Source organism: Kitasatospora sp. NPDC032150 (assembly GCF_055579945.1).
The window spans coordinates 36954-53826 of record NZ_JBVIMH010000034.1 but is presented as its reverse complement, the minus strand read 5'-3'; the positions used below and the strand labels follow the sequence as shown (position 1 = coordinate 53826).

Annotated in this window: 16 protein-coding genes; 8 read left to right on the top strand and 8 right to left on the bottom strand. The window is 73.4% G+C overall.

Features of this window, described 5'->3' with window-relative positions; translation table 11 throughout:
* Positions 1-17: 17 nt before the first annotated feature.
* The 3 genes from ACZ5ON_RS29475 to mscL all read right to left on the bottom strand — a co-directional run bounded on the left by ACZ5ON_RS29475 (position 18) and on the right by mscL (position 2711).
* On the bottom strand, positions 18-902 hold the full coding sequence (locus ACZ5ON_RS29475) for an MOSC domain-containing protein (protein WP_465599081.1): 885 nt from the start codon (positions 900-902) through the stop codon (positions 18-20).
* Positions 903-1071: 169 nt separating this feature from the next.
* Positions 1072-1953, bottom strand: coding sequence for a DUF6643 family protein (locus ACZ5ON_RS29470; RefSeq protein WP_465599079.1), 882 nt, complete (start codon positions 1951-1953; stop codon positions 1072-1074).
* 314 nt (positions 1954-2267) lie between these two features.
* Entirely contained in the window at positions 2268-2711 is a 444-nt protein-coding gene (gene mscL, locus ACZ5ON_RS29465) for a large conductance mechanosensitive channel protein MscL (protein ID WP_465599077.1), read from the bottom strand.
* Between the two features lie 381 nt (positions 2712-3092).
* Here mscL and ACZ5ON_RS29460 point away from each other — a divergent pair, with 381 nt between their 5' ends.
* Positions 3093-3743 carry a thiol:disulfide interchange protein DsbA/DsbL gene (locus ACZ5ON_RS29460; protein ID WP_465599075.1) on the top strand — a complete coding sequence of 217 codons (651 nt, stop codon included), beginning with the start codon at positions 3093-3095 and terminating at the stop codon, positions 3741-3743.
* Between the two features lie 15 nt (positions 3744-3758).
* Here the strand turns inward: ACZ5ON_RS29460 and ACZ5ON_RS29455 are convergent, their stop codons facing one another.
* Both ACZ5ON_RS29455 and ACZ5ON_RS29450 read right to left on the bottom strand, forming a co-directional pair.
* Positions 3759-4541 (bottom strand): SAM-dependent methyltransferase, encoded by a 783-nt coding sequence (locus tag ACZ5ON_RS29455; protein ID WP_465599073.1) that lies wholly within the window; start codon positions 4539-4541, stop codon positions 3759-3761.
* Positions 4542-4642: 101 nt separating this feature from the next.
* Complete coding sequence (locus ACZ5ON_RS29450) at positions 4643-5782, bottom strand: glycosyltransferase (RefSeq protein WP_465599071.1); 1140 nt, start codon at positions 5780-5782, stop codon at positions 4643-4645.
* A gap of 207 nt (positions 5783-5989) precedes the next feature.
* On the opposite strand from ACZ5ON_RS29450, the gene ACZ5ON_RS29445 reads away from it, so the two are divergent.
* On the top strand, positions 5990-6772 hold the full coding sequence (locus tag ACZ5ON_RS29445) for a glutamate racemase (protein WP_465599069.1): 783 nt from the start codon (positions 5990-5992) through the stop codon (positions 6770-6772).
* A gap of 75 nt (positions 6773-6847) precedes the next feature.
* Here ACZ5ON_RS29445 and ACZ5ON_RS29440 read toward each other — a convergent pair whose 3' ends face one another.
* Positions 6848-7846, bottom strand: coding sequence for a polysaccharide deacetylase family protein (locus ACZ5ON_RS29440; protein ID WP_465599067.1), 999 nt, complete (start codon positions 7844-7846; stop codon positions 6848-6850).
* A 485-nt stretch (positions 7847-8331) separates the two neighbouring features.
* On the opposite strand from ACZ5ON_RS29440, the gene ACZ5ON_RS29435 reads away from it, so the two are divergent.
* Positions 8332-8583, top strand: coding sequence for a hypothetical protein (locus ACZ5ON_RS29435; protein ID WP_465599065.1), 252 nt, complete (start codon positions 8332-8334; stop codon positions 8581-8583).
* A 115-nt stretch (positions 8584-8698) separates the two neighbouring features.
* Positions 8699-9178: an NUDIX hydrolase gene (locus tag ACZ5ON_RS29430; RefSeq protein ID WP_465599063.1), complete on the top strand. Its 480-nt coding sequence runs from the start codon at positions 8699-8701 to the stop codon at positions 9176-9178.
* Between the two features lie 88 nt (positions 9179-9266).
* Here the strand turns inward: ACZ5ON_RS29430 and ACZ5ON_RS29425 are convergent, their stop codons facing one another.
* Positions 9267-9779 carry a PTS-dependent dihydroxyacetone kinase phosphotransferase subunit DhaM gene (locus tag ACZ5ON_RS29425; protein ID WP_465599061.1) on the bottom strand — a complete coding sequence of 171 codons (513 nt, stop codon included), beginning with the start codon at positions 9777-9779 and terminating at the stop codon, positions 9267-9269.
* Positions 9780-10237: 458 nt separating this feature from the next.
* On the opposite strand from ACZ5ON_RS29425, the gene ACZ5ON_RS29420 reads away from it, so the two are divergent.
* From ACZ5ON_RS29420 to ACZ5ON_RS29410, 3 genes are all read left to right on the top strand, one after another.
* The gene (locus tag ACZ5ON_RS29420) at positions 10238-10495 is read left to right on the top strand and encodes a DUF397 domain-containing protein (RefSeq protein WP_465599059.1); all 258 of its coding nucleotides are present in this window, start codon (positions 10238-10240) and stop codon (positions 10493-10495) included.
* Positions 10496-11350: 855 nt separating this feature from the next.
* Entirely contained in the window at positions 11351-11845 is a 495-nt protein-coding gene (locus tag ACZ5ON_RS29415) for a hypothetical protein (protein ID WP_344640058.1), read from the top strand.
* Between the two features lie 341 nt (positions 11846-12186).
* Positions 12187-13431 carry an acyl-CoA dehydrogenase family protein gene (locus ACZ5ON_RS29410; protein ID WP_465599057.1) on the top strand — a complete coding sequence of 415 codons (1245 nt, stop codon included), beginning with the start codon at positions 12187-12189 and terminating at the stop codon, positions 13429-13431.
* A 269-nt stretch (positions 13432-13700) separates the two neighbouring features.
* Here the strand turns inward: ACZ5ON_RS29410 and ACZ5ON_RS29405 are convergent, their stop codons facing one another.
* On the bottom strand, positions 13701-14861 hold the full coding sequence (locus ACZ5ON_RS29405) for an aminoglycoside phosphotransferase family protein (protein WP_465599055.1): 1161 nt from the start codon (positions 14859-14861) through the stop codon (positions 13701-13703).
* A 541-nt stretch (positions 14862-15402) separates the two neighbouring features.
* On the opposite strand from ACZ5ON_RS29405, the gene ACZ5ON_RS29400 reads away from it, so the two are divergent.
* Positions 15403-16869, top strand: a complete 1467-nt coding sequence (locus ACZ5ON_RS29400; protein ID WP_465599053.1) for a DNA-binding protein NsdB — start codon at positions 15403-15405, stop codon at positions 16867-16869.
* Positions 16870-16873: the final 4 nt, after the last annotated feature.

The following is a 16873-nucleotide window of genomic DNA, read 5'->3' as shown; positions in this document are numbered from 1 at the left end:
CTTCCGGTCAGCCCCGGTCAGCGGCGGTCCGGCTCAGGGCGCGGACCCTCCTCCAGCACGGTGACCTCGTCACCGAGCCGGACGGTGCCGAGCAGGTCGCCCGACACACCCTCCGGGCGGTCCGGGATCAGGTTCTGGCCGAACACCAGCCTCTTCCCGAAGCGGCGGTACTTGGCCAGCGTCCGCAGCGGCTCCTGGAAACGCTCGCCGGTCTCCTGGTCGGTGGTGGTGATCACGCACCGGCCGCAGGGCTTGACCACCCGGAACGTCAGCTCGCCGACCCGGATCCGGCGCCAGCCGTCCTCGGCCCATGCCCCGGTGCCGGAGACCACCAGGTTGGGGCGGAACCGTTCCATCGGGAGCGCCGCACCCTTGACCTCGTCCCCCGGGTGTTCGGCGGCGATCAGCTCGTTCAGCGCGGCGAGCGAGGCCGTGGTGGTGAGCAGCAGCGGGAAGCCGTCGGCCATCGACACGGTCTCGCCCGGCTCGGAGTACTTCGGGCTCACCGCGCGGCTGCGTGGATCGTCCAGGTGCAGCAGCCGCACACCCGGAAGCCGCTCGCCGAACCACCGCTGTGCCTCCTCGCCCGCCGGCGCCGCCTCGAAGACCGAGCCGAAGATGTCCGCCTTGACCCGCTCGGCGCCCGCGGCACCCGACGGCGCGGCCACCACCAGGCGGGCACCGTCCGGACCGGTCACGGCCAGCGAGCCGTCCTCGCCGGGCAGCACCTTGAACCGGCCGACGGCCGGGTTCTCGCGCTGGGTGTACGCCTTGCCCCGTTCGTCGACCAGCATCCACCGGCGGTCGCCCGCCAGGCCCCAGGGTTCGACCCGGGCGCTCCCGGGGCTCAGTCGGTAGGCGGACTTCAACGGGTGGATGTGAAGTGCGGTGAGCTGTGGCATGTCGACATCCTGCCAGCATCAGTAGCGCATATGTGCGAGGGCCGTCCCCACCGCAGGCATGCTGCGATCGGGACGGCCCTCGCGGACGACCCTTGCCCTGCCGGGCCCGGCGCCCTCGTTCGCCGGGTCCTGTGGTTCTCGGGGTGTTACTCAGTGGGCGCGCGGCCGGTCAGAAGGCGTTGGCCTGCAGACCGCCCTGCGGGTTGGCGAACTGTTGGCCCAGGCCCTGCTGGTACTGCTGCTCGCCGTACTGCGCCGGACGTTGCGGCTGGACCGGCCGCACGGGCGCGACCGGCGCGGCGGCGCGGAACTGGTTCCCGCCGAGGCTCTGGTCGGCGAAACCCTGCTGCGGCTGGCCGCCCATGCCCTGGGCGCCGAAGGCCTGGCCGCCGAACTGCTGGCCGCCGAAGCCCTGCCCGCCGAAGCTCTGGCCGTTCGGCCCGCCCTGGCCCGGCAGGCCGCCGGACGGTTGCCCGCCGAAGCCCTGCGGCGCCGACGCGAAGCTGTTCTGCCCGCCGAGACTCTGACCGGCCTGAGGCTGGAACGACTGGGCGGGGACGGGAGCCACCGGACGCTGCGACGGCAGGACCGGCTGCACACCGCCGTAGCCGGGTGCGGGCGGCTGCGGTGCGGCCGCGTACCCGGCCGGGACCGGGGCCGCCTGCGCGGGCAGGTACGCGGTGGCGGGCCCGCTGCCACCGGAGCCCGGGCCGAGCGCGAGGCGGGCCGGAGGCAGTGCGGGCAGGTTGCCCGTCGGGCCGTCAAGGCCCTGGGTGCCGAAGCCCGGAGCCGGGAGGCCGGGAGTCGGGATCGCCGGGGCGGGCAGGCCAGGGGTGCCGAGGCCCTGCGTGCCCGGGCCGTAGCCGGACGCACCGTAGCCGGACGTCGAGGCGTAGCCGGACGGGAGGGCGGGCGGCAGCGCCGCCGGCACGTTGATCGGGGCGATCTGCGGCACCCCGCGCTCCGCGACAAGGCTGTCGTAGATGGGCGTGCCGGAGGAAAAAGACGGAGAGGGGTAGCCGACTCCGTCGTAGGAGCGGGGCGAGGTCATGGGGCATACCGTAAGCCCAACTGTGCCTGCTGAGGAGACTGGAAGGCCCAGGAGTTCGAGTGTTTACAGAGTCTTCGCTCGCACAAACCGCTCGAACTTGCTTAGATCCGACATTTTGCTGGTTCAGATTCGGCCAATCCGTCGTCTGATGGACAGTCGAACAGCGGACGAACGCCACCTTCCGGACGTAATCCGGTGTGCTGGTCGCGAACCGAGGGCGCGCGGAGGTCGTCGGCAAGCCCCCGGCGCCCGTACCCTGGTCACAGGGCGAGGGCGCCGGGGGCTGAGCGCCCGTCAACGGGCATGCGCCGAGGTCAGCGGTTCTGCGTCGTCTGGGCCGGCACTCCGGGCTGACCGGCGAGCTCCGAGGTGCAGTACGCACAGCGGGTGGCGGCGACCGGGACCGAGCTCAGACACGCGGGACAGTCGGTCTTGGTGACCGGGACGTCCTTCACCGGGTAGAAGCGGTCCTGCAGCCGGCCGACCGGCACCACCACGAAGAAGTAGATCACGGCGGCGATCAGCACAAAGGTGATCAGCGCGTTCAGGAAGGCGCCGTACGGGAAGGTGGTCCCCGCGACCGTGAAGTGGTTCTGGCTGAAGTCGCCCACGGCACCGGCCGCGACTCCGACCAGCGGGGTGAGGAAAGCCGTGACGAACCCGGTGACGACGGCGGTGAAGGCTGCACCGATGACGATGCCGACGGCCAGGTCGACGACGTTGCCGCGCAGCAGGAAGCTGCGGAATCCCTTGAACACCGGGAACTCCAAACTCGGGGGCAGGCATGGGAGCGGGGCCGACGGGCCCGGCCGACGATCCTGCCGATCCAACGCCCTTGTGGTCCAGCCGAGTTCACCTGAACTGGCTAACCGTCGCAGCTCTGTCCCGGCTTCGAACGAGAGTCCCGGTCCCCGGGGGCGACCGGGTGTGCGTCCGGAGGCCGCACCGCGGGCGTGAGAGTGTCAGGTGCCGCACTGCCGCCACGGCCCCGGAAGCGGGCGCTGCCGGGGGACCGCCGTGCGGAGCTGGACGGACGTGCGAGCCGAAGCGCTTTCAAACTGCTCTGGTCGGGTGAATGGCCCTCAACGCCCCGATCGGTGACTGGCCGGTCGCTCTCCGTGACTGGCAGGGTGGCGCCCATGAACCCTCTGCTGCGCACTGCCGCCCTGCTCGTCCTCGCCGGTGGACTGCTCACCGGCCCCTCCGCCGCCGCCGTCCCCGAAGTCCCGCACGACGGTGCCCAGTTCGCCCACCTCGACCACCCGCGACCGGTCCGGACCGCGGAGCGCCAGGAGGCCGTCGAGTTCTTCTGGTACGGCTGCCCGCACTCCCATCAGCTGGAGCAGCCACTGGAGCAGTGGGCCGACCGGCACCACGGGGACGTGACGCTGCGCAGGGTCCCCGCGGTCTGGCCCGGCGGGCCCGACGAGCAGGTCCAGCTGGCGCACGCCCGGCTGTACTACACCCTGGAGAAGCTCGGCGAGGTGGACCGCCTGCAGCTCGCCGCCTTCCGCGCCGTGCGGGATCAGGGCGAGGACCTGACCGGTGAGGAGCAGGCCGCCGACTGGGCGCGGCGTCAGGGCCTCGACGCCCGGGCGTTCCGCGAGGCCTACCGCTCGCCGGAGGTCGACCGGGCCGCCAGGGGCGCGTCCGACCTGCTGGTCAGGTACGAGGTGAAGGAGGTGCCGACCGTCGTGGTGCAGGGCGGCCGTTTGCGTACCTCGCCGAGCCGCGCGGGCGGCGTGGAGCGGATGCCCGAGGTCCTGGACGACCTGATCGCCCGGTCCTGAGTGCCGCGCCCCCGGCTAGCGGGCGGTGCCGGTGCCGCCCGTGCCCGGGTCGGCCGTCCGCCGCAGCGCCAGGGTGACGAACCCGAACGTGCCCCGGTAGCCGCCGAGCCACTCCGCGCGGTGCTCGGCGGCCACCGCCGCCGCCTCCGCGCTGTCCGGGTCCTCGGGGTGGTCCAGCGCCCAGGCCGCGAGCGAGCCGGTCCAGCAGAACTCGTAGTCGTCCCACTCGGACCGGCTGCTGACATGCCCGTACACCGGCGTCCACCCGGCGGCCGTGACCCGGTCGACGGTGGTCGCCAGATCGTCGTAGTCCGCGGCGGACGCTCCGCCCAGGCCCGCCAGCGCGGCCCCGGTCGGCTCCCGCTCCCAGAACCCCTCGCCGACCAGCGCCACACCGCCCGGCGCCAGATGCCGGCCGATCGCCGTGAGCGTCGGCAGCAGACCGCCGAAGGCGTGCGTCGAACCCACGCACAGCACCGCGTCGAAGAGCTCCGGATGGTTGAACTCGCGGGCGTCCTGGTGGTGCAGCCCGATCCGCTGCGACACCCCGAGCACCGCGGCCGCCTGCTGGGCCTGAGCCAGGCCTCGGGCGTCCAGGTCCACGCCGACCGCGTGCAGCTCCGGCCGCGCCGCCAGGGCGCGCAGCAGCCAGGCGCCCTCCCCGCAGCCGAGATCCAGCATGCGTCGGGCACCGGCACCGAGGGCGCGGTCCAGCAGCCCTCGCACCGACTCGTCGGAGAGCGGCGCCGCGACGGGGTGTTCGGCGTGCGCGATACGGGAGATCAGATGACGGTCCATCGGGAAAGTCTGCGCCGAGACGGCCCGGTTGTGAACCGAGTTTCGTCGAACCGCGTTCCGCCCGGCTCCCGGAGCGACGCAGCCCGTCGTCGGCACCGCTCTCACCGGTACGTCCGGCCCTTCCACGCCGCGCCCCGACCGCGCCAGTGCTGGACCGCCGAGTCCACCGTCATCAGCAGGTAGAGCAGGGCCGTGAACGGGAGCAGCAGCGCGGACCAGGCGGGCTGCCGGTAGTAGCGCAGCATCGGCAGGAAGGTGCCCGCCATCAGCCCCCAGGCCGCCCCGCCGGTCGCGGCGAGGCCGGCCCGCCCGGTGGACAGGCCGGTCAGCAGCGCCGCCGGCGGCAGCAGATAGACCAGCCCGAGCCCGGCCACCGTGCCGGCCAGCAGCGGGGGCGAGTGCCGCAGCTGGGTGTACGCGCTGCGCGAGACCATCCGCCACAGCTGGGCCAGTCGCGGGTACGGGCGGACGCTGTCCACCTGTTCGGCCAGCCCCAGCCAGGTGCGGCCGCCGGTGGACTTCACCGCGCGGGCCAGCGACACGTCGTCGATCACGGCGCCCCGGATCGCCGCGACCCCGCCCGCCCGCTCCAGCGCCTCCCGCCGGACCAGCGAACAGCCGCCCGCCGCCGCTGCCGTCCGGGCCCCGGGACGGTTGCTCCACCGGAACGGGTACAACTGCGCGAAGAAGTACACGAACGCCGGCACGATCAGCCGCTCCCAGCCGGTGGCGACCCGCAGCCTGGCCATCTGCGAGACCAGGTCCAGCCCGTTGCTCTCGGCGGCGGCGACCAGGTCGGCGACCGAGTCCGGACCGTGGGCGATGTCCGCGTCGGTGAGCAGGAGGTAGTCGACCTGACCGGCGAGTTCGACGCCGTGCCGCAGTGCCCAGAGCTTGCCGGTCCAACCGGACGGCACCGGGGGAGGCGTGGTGACGGTCAGCGGCAGTCCGCCGGTCTCCGCGAGGTGCCGGGCGAGCGCGCCGGTGCCGTCGCCGCTGTGGTCGTCCACCAGGACCACCCGCGCCCGGCCCGGGTACTTCTGCGCCAGCAGACTCGGCAGGCTCAGCGGCAGCACCTCCGCCTCGTCGCGCGCCGGGACGACGATCGCCACCTCGGGCCGGCGGCCGGGCGGCCGGCGCGGTGGCAGCCGCTGATCCGTCCGCCAGAACATGCCGTGGCCGGCGGCCAGATAGAGCCAGCCGAGCAGGGACACCACCGACAGCCAGCGCAGTACGGTCACCCCGGCAGTCTGCCCCACGGGTGGCGCCCGCCCACCCCAACCGGCGAGCGCGTTCTCGGTGTGGCGCGCACCCCGGGTGTCCCGGGCCCGATGCAGTCACGTTCCGCGCCGGCGTCGGCCTGCCGAAGGCCCGGCCCGCCGGGGACGGATGGTGGGTCAGAGGCGTTCCCCGAAGCCGCGGCGCGGAGTCCAGTAGAGTCGTGCCCTGTGAAGATCGCACTGATGGACTCCGGAATCGGCCTGCTCGCCGCCGCGGCAGCCGTGCGACACCTGCGACCCGACGCGGACCTGGTGCTCTCCTCCGCCCCCGACACCATGCCCTGGGGACCGCTCACGCCGGAGGGCGTCACGGCGCACGCCCTCGCCTGTGCGAGGGCCGCTGCCGCGCAGCGCCCGGACGCCCTGGTGGTCGCGTGCAACACCGCCTCGGTGCGCGCCCTGGAGGCACTGCGGGTCGAATTGGAGCCGGACCTGCCGGTGATCGGCACCGTACCGGCGATCAAGCCGGCCGCCGCGGGTGGCGGCCGGGTCGCGATCTGGGCCACTCCCTCCACCACCGGCAGCCCGTACCAGCGCCGGTTGATCGAGGAGTTCGGCGGAGCCGCCGAGGAGATCACCGAGATCGCCTGCCCCGGGCTGGCCGATGCCATCGAGCACGGGGATGACGCCGCCATCGACGCCGCCATCGCGAATGCCGCCGCGCGCACCCCTGCCAGCACCGACACCATCGTGCTCGGCTGCACCCACTACGAACTGGTCGAGGACCGGATCCGCGCCGCCGTCGGCCAGGGCGCCCCGGGACCGGTCTGCTTCGGCTCCGCCGCCGCGGTCGCCGCCCAGGCCCTGCGGCGGATCGGCGCCGCCGCGTCCACCACCGGCGGTGGCACCCTCACCGTCCTGCATGGCGGCCGCGTCACCGAGCTGCCCGCCGCCGCCTCGAACTACGCCCAGGGCCGGGCGCTGGTCGCCCCCGTCCCGGCCGCGGGCTGAGCATCCGTCCCATGCTCGGCCGAGCCTTGCCCCCGGCCGGCCGCGTCCGGTGCGTCCCGGCTGCGGGGCCCCAGGTCACTCCCCGTCGGGGTGCCTGCGCCAGCGCTGCACCGCCGGTTCGAGCCCCGAGAGGATGGTGTCGAACCGGCGGGTCGAGGTCGTCGAGTCCACCTGCAGCCGGCTGATCCGCAGCGGGTGGACCGGCAGCCGGGGGCCGAGCCGGTGGTCGGAGAGGAAACCCAACCGGTAGCCGAGCCCGCGCAGTACCGAATCCGCCCGGGGCTCGTACCCTCCGTTGGGGTAGGCGAAGGCCGTCGGAGGCTCGCCCAGCCACTGGGTGAGCGACCGGTGCGCGCCCACGATCTCGGCGGCGACCGTCGCGTCGTCGCACCGGCTCAGACACGGGTGGCCCATGGTGTGGTTGCCGATCGCGACCTTCGCCGCCCGCAGCGCCCGCAGATCCTCCGGAGCGAGCTGCTCCTGACCGGGCGGACGGCGGCTGGCACTGACCCGCAGCTCGTGCAGCGTCCGCCGGCGGTCCGGGTCGGGCAGCGCCTTCAGCCGCGCCAGCAACTGGTCGGGACGGCCGCTGGTCGACAGCGAACGCGCCTGACCGCCGTGCTGGGCCAGGAACGCGGCCTCGTGCCACCAGAACGGGCGGTCGGTGCCGATCAGCTCGGCGATCACGAAGGCCGCCGCCGGGATCCGCCGCGCCGCGAGTGCGGGCAGCGCGTGCGTCAGCACCGTACGGTCGGCGTCGTCGAAGGTGATCAGCACACTGCGCGGCGGCAGTGGCTGGCCCTCGGAGATCGCCCGCTCCACGGCCTGCAGCGAGACCGGCGTCGCGAGCCGGCGCAGCCGGTCCAGCTGGGCGCCGAAGGAACGCGGATCGGTCACCCCGTGGTACGCGAGCACGGCCAGGCGCTGCGCCGCGCGGGCCCGGAAGAACGGCTGGACGGGGGAGAAGCGCAGCCAGCCACCCCGGTCCCGCTCGGGTTGGGGAGCGGCGGGGAGGACGGCCGGTGACGGGCCGCCGGGGCGGGTGCTGACGGTGGTGGATTCGGGATACGGCACAGGTCCCCCTCGGTCGCCGATGCGGCGTGGTGGCGCCGCCGGAGCGCCGTCACAAGGCCTCCGGCACCAGGGCGCGGCGGCTCCGCACCCGAGATCTCCGGCCCGCGACGGGGGGACTCCCAACCCTCGCCGGGGACGGTCCTGGATGGTCCAGCTGATGCAGTGGTCTGGCTGACGCGGTTGAAGCGGGCGGGTGGGTCGGATCGGTGGTGTGGCTCGGTCGATGTAATGGAGACCACTCGGGCCCGCGGATGGTTGTACGGCGGCCAATGGATTTTTACGGCGGTGCGAGGGACGCTCAAGGGGCGCGCTGCAGCTCGTCGGGGCTCACACGGGGGCGCGTGGCGGCACTCGCGGCCGCGCTGGACTGGACCGCACCGAGCTCCGGCAAGGCTGGGGCCGGACCGCGCCGGGCGCCGGCATGGGCGCGCTGCCGGGCCGAACGGACCGGGTGGGCCGAGCCGCTCGGGTATACCGTGGGTGCCATGGGAGAGACCCAACGTGAGCAGCCGGGCGGCCGTCTCGCGCGGCTGTTCGGCGGCTGCGCCGTGGAGCGGCACCAACTGCTGATCAGTGCGGTCGGCGTGGTCTGCGTCGCTGCCGGGATCGTGGTGGCGGTGGTGGTCCCCGAGAGCGACGGACCGGCCTGGGCGATGGCGGTGGCCGGTTGCCTGGCGGCAGGCGTGCTGCTGCTCACCCGGGTGGCGCTGGCCCTGTTCCGGAGCACCGGGCCCTGACCGTGCGTCCGGGCCGTCCCGTGATTGTGGGAGGCGCCTGTTGCGCAGGAGGCGGATGGGGCGTCAGCGGGCTCTCGGTGAGTCCGGGGAAGTGCCCGGCGCGTAAGGTCTGCCCATGGCCATCCCTCCATTCCTCGCCGATCTCCGTTCCTTCGTCGGGACCCGGCCGCTCTGGCTCTCCGCCGTCACCGCGGTGGTCGTCGACGAGCAGGACCGGCTGCTGCTCAACCTCAGGTCAGACACCGGCCGCTGGGCGCTGATCGGCGGCATCATCGACCCGGGGGAGGAGCCCGCCGACGCGATGGTGCGGGAGTGCCTCGAGGAGACCGGAGTGAGGGTGCTGCCGGAGGCGCTCACCTCGGTGACGGTCTCCGAGCTGCAGCAGTACCCGAACGGGGACCAGGCCCAGTACCTGGACCTGACCTTCCGCTGCCGTCCCGTGTCGGGCGAGGCGCGGGTGAACGACGACGAGTCCTTCGAGGTCGGCTGGTTCCGGCTGGAGGCCCTGCCCGAGCTCGACGAGTACACCCGGCGCAGGATCGACATCGCCCTGGCCTTCGACGGCGCGACCGCCTTCAGTTTCGCGGGCGCCTAGCGGCTGCTCCGGTTCCGGGACGCCCAGCGGTTGCTGAGGTTCCAGGACGCCCAGCGGTTGCTCCGGGCGGTGGCCGTCGGCGGGGTGCTCAGAGCTTGTGCTGGCGGTACATCTCCTCGGCCGCGTCCAGAACCGCCGAGAGGTCGCCGCCGGCCGTGGCGGTGGCCACCGCGGCGACCGCGCCCTCGACGAACGGGGCGTCGGCGAAGCGGACCGGGAAGGGCAGCCCGTGCTCGTCCGCCTCGGCCAGTACGGCCAGGACGGTGGTGACCGCACTGCCCAGATCGGAGAGGACGGCGACCCCGTGGCCCTGGTCGACCCGGCGGGCGGCCGCGGCGATCAGGACCGCGCTGGTGCCGGGGCCGTCACCCAGGCTACCGCCGGTGGTGGCGACCGGGGCCGGGTCCTCGCTGTGCGCCAGGGCCACCGCCAGCGCGCCGGCGGCGGCGGCGAGTTCGGCGCTGTGCGACACCAGCACCACACCGACCCGGCCGTGTCCCGTCGGCCGACCCGGCCGCGCGGCCGGGGCCTCGGCGTGCGGCGCGGACGGCGCGGAAGAGATCGGGATGACGTCGGCCTGGGGGGCGTCCCGGCGGTCCATCGGCTGCTCCTGTCGGCCTGGGGGCGTGGAATGGGCCCGGCTGGTGGGCGGGTCAGGGCGGGTGGGCGGTGCTGGCGGGATCGGCGGGCGAGAAGGGGTTGGCGGGCGAGAAGGGGTTGGCGGGGCTAGGGGCCGGCGGGCTTGGGTAGTGCGGCTCGCCAATGGGTCGGCGGGTGGGCCGGCAGGAGTGGTGGGCGGGCCTGGTAGGGCCGGTGAGCGGGGGACTAAGGGTGGTGGATCGAGGGCAGGGTGATGGGGGCGTGCGACCAACACTCTCGCAGCCCGGCGCGTCCGCCGGGGCGAACCGGGGCCGTGTCATCCGATAGCACAGTCCCCGCCCCGCCACGGCTGGAACCGGTCGACTGGCCCCGGTCGGAGGAGACCTGGGCGCAAGGTCTTCCGCGCGGGCCGGGCGTGGCTACCCTGGGGCTTCGGAACTTGTCGGGAGGAGCACAACGGTGGCCACTAGCGGGACGAGCGTGGAGAACGGCGGCACGGGGACCCTGGAGGGCAGCCGGAAGCCGAAGTTGGATCTCACCGACGCCGAGTGGCTCTCGAGCAGCCAGGGTGTGGGCGATGTGCAGATCGCCTTCGTCGAGGGGTACATCGCGATGCGGGACGGCCGGCAGCCGGAAGGGCCAGTGCTCGTCTTCACGCCGGCGGAGTGGCGCGCCTTCGTGCTCGGAGCCAGGGACGGCGAGTTCGACCTCACCTGATCAGGACCAACCGGTCCGGAACGCTCCGGTCCCGGTGAGGATCGAGCTGATCCGATCGGAACCGGGGCGTTCCGCTCAGGATCTGATTCGGCCGGGGCCGTCGGCCGGATTGGAAAGTCGACTGAGACGATGTCAGGTCCGCTCTGTCCCATCCGAGTTGGAGGGATCGGGTCGACCGGGCCGGGATGCACCCGCGGGGGAATCGCCGACCGCCCGCCGGAGGCTGAGAATAAATCTGGCGGCCGAAAACTCGTTGACTGCTGGACAAGCAACGGCCCACAGTAGGAAAAGACAACAGACGCCGTGACGGCCGCCCCCACGCGGCCGAACACGGCGCCTGCTGTACAGCCCGGCACGAGTGCCGAGCACCTCCCGTAGGTGAATCCCCGAACGCACCCGGGTGCGTCGGCCGGTCCCGGCCTCCGAAGAGGCCGGCAGTCGCCGGGAGGCGTGGCTCCAGTAGCCCAAGAGCGACTCGGGCGGTGGAACCGGTGCCCGGGATCCGCACGCCCCCACGCGGCGGTGTCCCGGGCAGGTCCGCGAGTGCGACGGGCCTGGGGCCCCGCGAACCTGGCTTCTGGTGTTGTGAGTTGCTGTTGGTGGTCTGTGGACAGCTGGAAGTGATCCGGCGGTTCTGGTGTGTGTCGTACGGCATGTGCGCAGTGAGGGAACGCGCACGCGGGCGCGCCGCGACATGCCGCCCCCCGGTGGATCGACTCCACAGCGGCTGCCGTGCAGAACCGAACGTAGCCCGGGTGGTTGCTCAGAGTCAACATTGGTCTCTGAGCGTGGATCTCGGCCGCGCCCCCACCCACCCCGTGAAGTGGCAGCTGACAGGCACGTACGATGGGTGTCATGTCATTTCTCCGCCGTCGCTCCGGCTCGCCCGCAGGACCGGACTTCGACGTGCTCGCGATGGACCCGGGAGACTGGCCCGGCCACTTCGGCGCCATGATGATGAGCGCCCCCGACGGCTCCTGCCAGGGCATCTTCCTGCGGTACGACCTGTTCGGCGGTCGCGGTCCGGCGATGTTCATCGGCAACCTGCCGGAGGGCTCTCCGGCCAGGGACGCGGCCGACGGAGTCCCGTTCGAGGTCCACCAGCTGCTCGAGGCGCTGGAGAACGACGAGCCGGTCGAGTTCGTCTCGGCCGAGGACTTCCCCGTCATGCTCGGGGATGACCTACTGATCGTGAAGAAGGTCAAGGTCAGCGAGGAGCGGGTGTTCTGCGCCCAGTTCGGGCGCAGCGACGGCGTCCAGGTCACCATCGCCTCCTGGGACCGGCCGATTTCGGACGATCTCTACCAGCTGCTGAAGCCGCTGCCCGCGGAGATGTTCCAGCAGGGCTGATCCGCCCTCGCCACCGCTGCGGCGGGGGTCGGCCGGGGCGGGCACTCCGCCGCCTCCCGGGTGTGCTTGACGGCTTCGATCAACGCTTCGTACAGTCACCAGCATGTCGTGTCGCCGCCCGCCGCTGACCCGTCGCAGCTATCTCGACCTGCGGCGAACCGCGAGCGCGGCGTGTCGAAGCCGCTGAGGGGGGAACCTTCCGTTCCGCAGGCGGCGCGTGCCCGGCCGAACCGATCGGCCGGGCTGCCGTGTTTCGGGGCGCCGCGTCCGAAACCGCACGCCGTCCGTTGTGCCACCGAAGTCCGCCGAGGTTCACGCTGCCGCCCGGAGGCCACAGCACCATGACCACCCGCTCCGCCGATCTTCCGACCGACGGCCCGTCAGCTGTCGCCGAGGCCCTCGCCCGGCTGCCCCGGGTGGTCGACCTGCTCGCCGCCCGCGCCGAGGAGCACGACCGGGACGCCACCTTCCCGTACCAGGGCGTCGAAGCCCTGCACGAGGCCGGGCTGCTCACCCTGACGATGGCCCCGCGGTACGGCGGCCGGGGCGGAACGCTCGCCGACACCGTCCGAGTGCTGGGCCAACTCGGGCGCGGCGACGCCTCGGTGGCGGTGCTCGCCGCCTTCACCCTGCTCCAGCACGCCGAGCAGGCCAGAGCACCCCGCTGGCCTGCCCAGGTCTACCGCAAGCTGCTGGCTGAGTCCCGGCGCGGGCCCGCGCTGGTCGACACCCTGCGCACCGAGCCCGGCGGCGGATCCGGTCTGCCCGCCACGGTGGCCCGGCGGGCGGCCGACGGGAGCTGGGTGCTGCACGGCCGGAAGACGTACTGCGCCGGGTCCGAGGCACTGGCCTGGATGGCGATATGGGCCAGGACTGACGAACCGGCTCCGCGGACCGGTCTGTTCCTGGTCCGCGGTGATGCCGAGGGCATCGAGATCGACCCGGTCTGGGACCAGCTCGGGCTGCGTGCCAGCGCCGGGCACGACGTGCTGTTCGCCGGGGTGCGGGTGCCGGCCGAGGCCGCCGTCGGGCTGGCCGAGGCGAACGGACCGCGTTCGGAGGACGTTCTCGCGGCCGAGCGGCTCGACCTGGCCTGGCGCGACCTCGCGCTGTCCGCCGTCCTCCTGGGCGTGGCGCGCGCGGCGCAGGATTGGCTGGTCCGCTTCCTCGACCGGAAGGCTCCCGCCGACCTGACGGAGCTTCCCCCGGATTCCGGGCCTCGGAGGCCGGGGGGAGGGCACCTCCTCGCGAACCTGCCCCGCTACCGGACCGCGCTCGGCGAGATGGAGAGCTCGCTGATTGCCGCCGAGGAACTGGTGACCGGTCTGGCCGCCGGGGTCGACCGGGGCGAGCCGACGGCCGTGACCCGCGCCGCCGCGGCCCAGCTGACCGTCAACCGCACCGCCACCACAGCCGTTCAGCAGGCCGTCACGCTCGCCGGGAATCCCGGACTCAGCCGCCGCCACCCGCTGGAGCGCCATCTGCGCGACATCCTCAGCGGCCGGGTCTACTTCCCGGCCGAGGACGCGGTGCTCGACGCGCTCGGGTGCGCCGCTCTGGAACGCGGCACACGCCGGGCGTACTGAGGCATCCGAGGGGCGCGCAGACCCTCCAGGGCGCGAAGTTGCTTTCCGGGGGCGCGCAGAAGGGCGATCCCGCCAGGGGCGCAGGACCCGGCGCAGAGCCGAAGGTCGCAAGCCGAAGCAGTCCCGAAGCCGGTCGCGCCGCCCGGGAGCGCGAGGCTGACCGAGCAGAGCCCCGCGCCCCCGGACGGCAACCCCACTCGCTTGAAGGGGCGGTTGCCTTCCCTGCGCGCCCCGAGTGCCTGCCCTCCCGGTACACCCGGGAGGGAGGTTCAGCGAGTACCGACCGCCGCACGGACCGCCCGACGGGCGAGCGCGGCGTCGTCGTACAGTCGCCGGATCATGATGCGCTGCTCCTCGCCCGCGCCCGGCACGTCGTGCAGCCGGATCTCCCGCATCAGCACCAGCACCAGGTTCACCAGGAACGCGTCCCGCGCCACCGTCCCGCCGGACTGGGCGAGTTGGCTGATCTGGCGGCGGGCGGCGGTGTCCCCGGAGAGGACGCTCCACAGCACCGCGAGGTCGTACCCGGGCAGGTACCAGCCGGCCTGTTCCCAGTCGAGCAGGACCGGCCCCGACGGCGCCAGCAGGATGTTGCCGAGGAGCGCGTCGCCGTGGCAGAGCTGCCAGGAGGTGTGCTGGACCCCGTGCAGCAGCTGGCGCAGGTCTCCCGCGTCGCGGTCGGTCAGTTGCCCGACCGAGTGGAACCTGGCGACCTCCAGCTGGTAGTCGAGCGGCTTGCCGAAGACGTCCGTCGGCGGGCGCCACAGGTTGAGCGTCCGGACCGCGCCGAGCACGGCGCGCACCTCGCCGGGGGTCGGCGCGTTGACCGGGTGCCGCTCGCGCGAGGCCGGACGGCCCGGGACCCGCTCCAGCACCAGGACGCAGCGGTCGTGGTCGGCCGCGACCAGCCGCGGCAGCCGGACCGGCGGACGGTGCCGGACGAAGGCCCGGTAGACCGCCACCTCGTGGTGGAAGCGCTCGATCAGCTGGACGTGCTGCTCACCGCGCAGGGCCTGCGGAGACAGGCACTTGGCGACTACGGGGGCCCGGCCGATGGTGCCGGCGATCAGGATGTGCTGGCTGCCCTCCCGGAGCACCTGGCGGGGGAGGAAGGCGGGACATATCCGCGAGATGTTGGCCAGCACCGCCCGCACGGCCGGCGTCTGCAGGGCAGCCGGGTCGACCCGGTCCACCGAAGGGTCCAGATGCCGGCCGCGCAGCAGCCGGTCGGCCCCGGGGCGCCCGGCCAGCTGGTCGGCCGGCCGGAGCGGGACCTGTCCGACCGGACCGCGGCCCGCCAGTACGCGCGGGTCGCGGAGTTCGGCACCACGCGGAACCGGGCCCTGCGCGGGCCGGCCGCCGGCCGCTGCGTTGGGGGGACGCAGCGCGGTGCGGGTCTGGGTGGTGCCGCTGGTGGCTGAGGAGTACATGGGGTGGTGAGAGTCCCTTCCTGGCCGATCGGTGGCCCCTGCCGGTGAGAGCTGACGCCCTGACGTGTACGGACTGCCCCGGTGGCGCGGGTCCTGGCGCACCGTCAGGGCTCCGACCGGCCGGCAGTCGGACGCGTGGCGTCCGTGCACCCGACTGCCGGCCGGTCTTCCGGGGGTGGAACGCAGGCGCCGGGCACGGACGGTACGGCTGTGGGAGCCCGCGGCGGCGGTGGCGGGCCGCCCGCACCCTGGGGAAGTGCGGAGGCCGCAGCCGCCGTGGCCGTGCCCGGCGCCTGCGCGCCACCCGGCCGCGCCACCCCTTCCGACGAGGCCACGGGAGAGGTCGCCGACGACCGGTCAGCTGGTGTGCTGACCGGGCCTCGGCCGTCCCGACCCGGAGTCGAGGTGGCGCACTCCTACCTGACACCCGATCGCCACTGGTACACCATGTGGCGGACCCTGGCGAAGCATGGCGAATGGTCGCGTGGCACATGACACGGCTACTAGTGTCGAGGTCAGCCGAGGAACCTGGGGGCTTCACGTGAGCAAGGAGCCGAACGCCAGACTCGCCGACCTCTTCGCCCTGACCGGCTGGTCCAAGGGCGAATTGGCCAGGCTGGTCAACCGGCGCGGTGCGGCCATGGGCCAGCAGCAGCTGTCCACCGACACCTCGCGGGTCCGGCGCTGGATCGAGCAGGGGGAGATCCCACGCGATCCCGTGCCGAGACTGCTGGCTGCCGTGTTCACGGAGCGGCTCGGCCGTGTCGTCACCACTGAGGACCTCGGTCTGGAACGACACCGGCGAACCAGGTCCGGAACGACGCCGTCGGCAGAACCCTGGGAGTCGGATCGGACGGCCGCGGTCCTCACCGAGTTCACGGGAATGGACCTCATGCTCAACCGACGCGGATTTGTGGGGGCGTCAGCCGCGCTCACGGCCGGTGCCGTCATCGCCGACAATCTGTACGACTGGCTCAGCGGCCCCGACGTGGCGTACGCGGCGGAACGTCCCGGGCCTCGGAAAGTGATCGCCCAGGGCGGCTCCAACCCTGTGGTGAACGTCTATGAACCCGGTCCGGTCGGCGCCGACGAGGTGGCTGCGCTCGAGCACTCGGTCGAGGTGTTCCGGGCCTGGGACGCCTCCCGCGGCGGTGGCCTCCAACGCAAGGCGGTGGTCGGCCAGCTGAACGAGGTGGGCGGCCTGCTGACGCACGAGCTGAACCCCGGGGTGAAGCAGCGGCTGTGGACGGTCGCGGCCAACCTCTCGGTGCTGGCCGGCTGGATGTCGCACGACGTGGGCCTCGAACCCACTGCGCAGCGGTACTTCGTGATCGCCGCCCAGGCCGCCCGGGAGGCCGGCGACCGCCCCCGGGCAGGCGAGGCGGTCTCCCGCGCGGCCCGCCAGATGCTGCACCTCGGCCGGGCCGACGACGCCCTGGAGCTGATGCAGCTCGCCCAGGCCAGCAGCGGTGACCGCGCCCTGCCGCAGACCAGGGCGATGCTGTACACCATCGAGGCCTGGGCGCAGGCCTCGCTCGGCCGCTCGGAGGCCACCAGGAGGGTGCTGGGCGAGGCCGAGAAGCTCTTCGTCCAGCCGGCCGACGACCCGGCACCGAGCTGGATGCTGCTCTTCGACGAGGCCGAGCTGCACGGCATGCAGGCCCTGGTCTACCGGACGCTCGCCGAGCACGACCCGGGCGCGGCCAAGCTGGCCGAGCTGCACGCGCGCCGAGCGATCGAGAAGCGGGCCATGAGCGGCCGGGAGCGCTCCGCCCTGATGGACCGGATCACCCTCGCCTCGGTCTACTGGATCTCCGGCGAGCCGGACGAGGCCCAGGTGCAGGCCAAGATGGCGCTGGCGGCGATCAACCAGACCTCCTCGATGCGGACCTGGGACCGGCTGCGCGAGATGTACCGGCTGTCGGCGAAGTACCAGGGCATCCCGGCGGTGGCGGAGCTGCGGGACGAGATCCATTCGGTGATGCCGCCGAAGCCCCGCGCGATCTGACAGG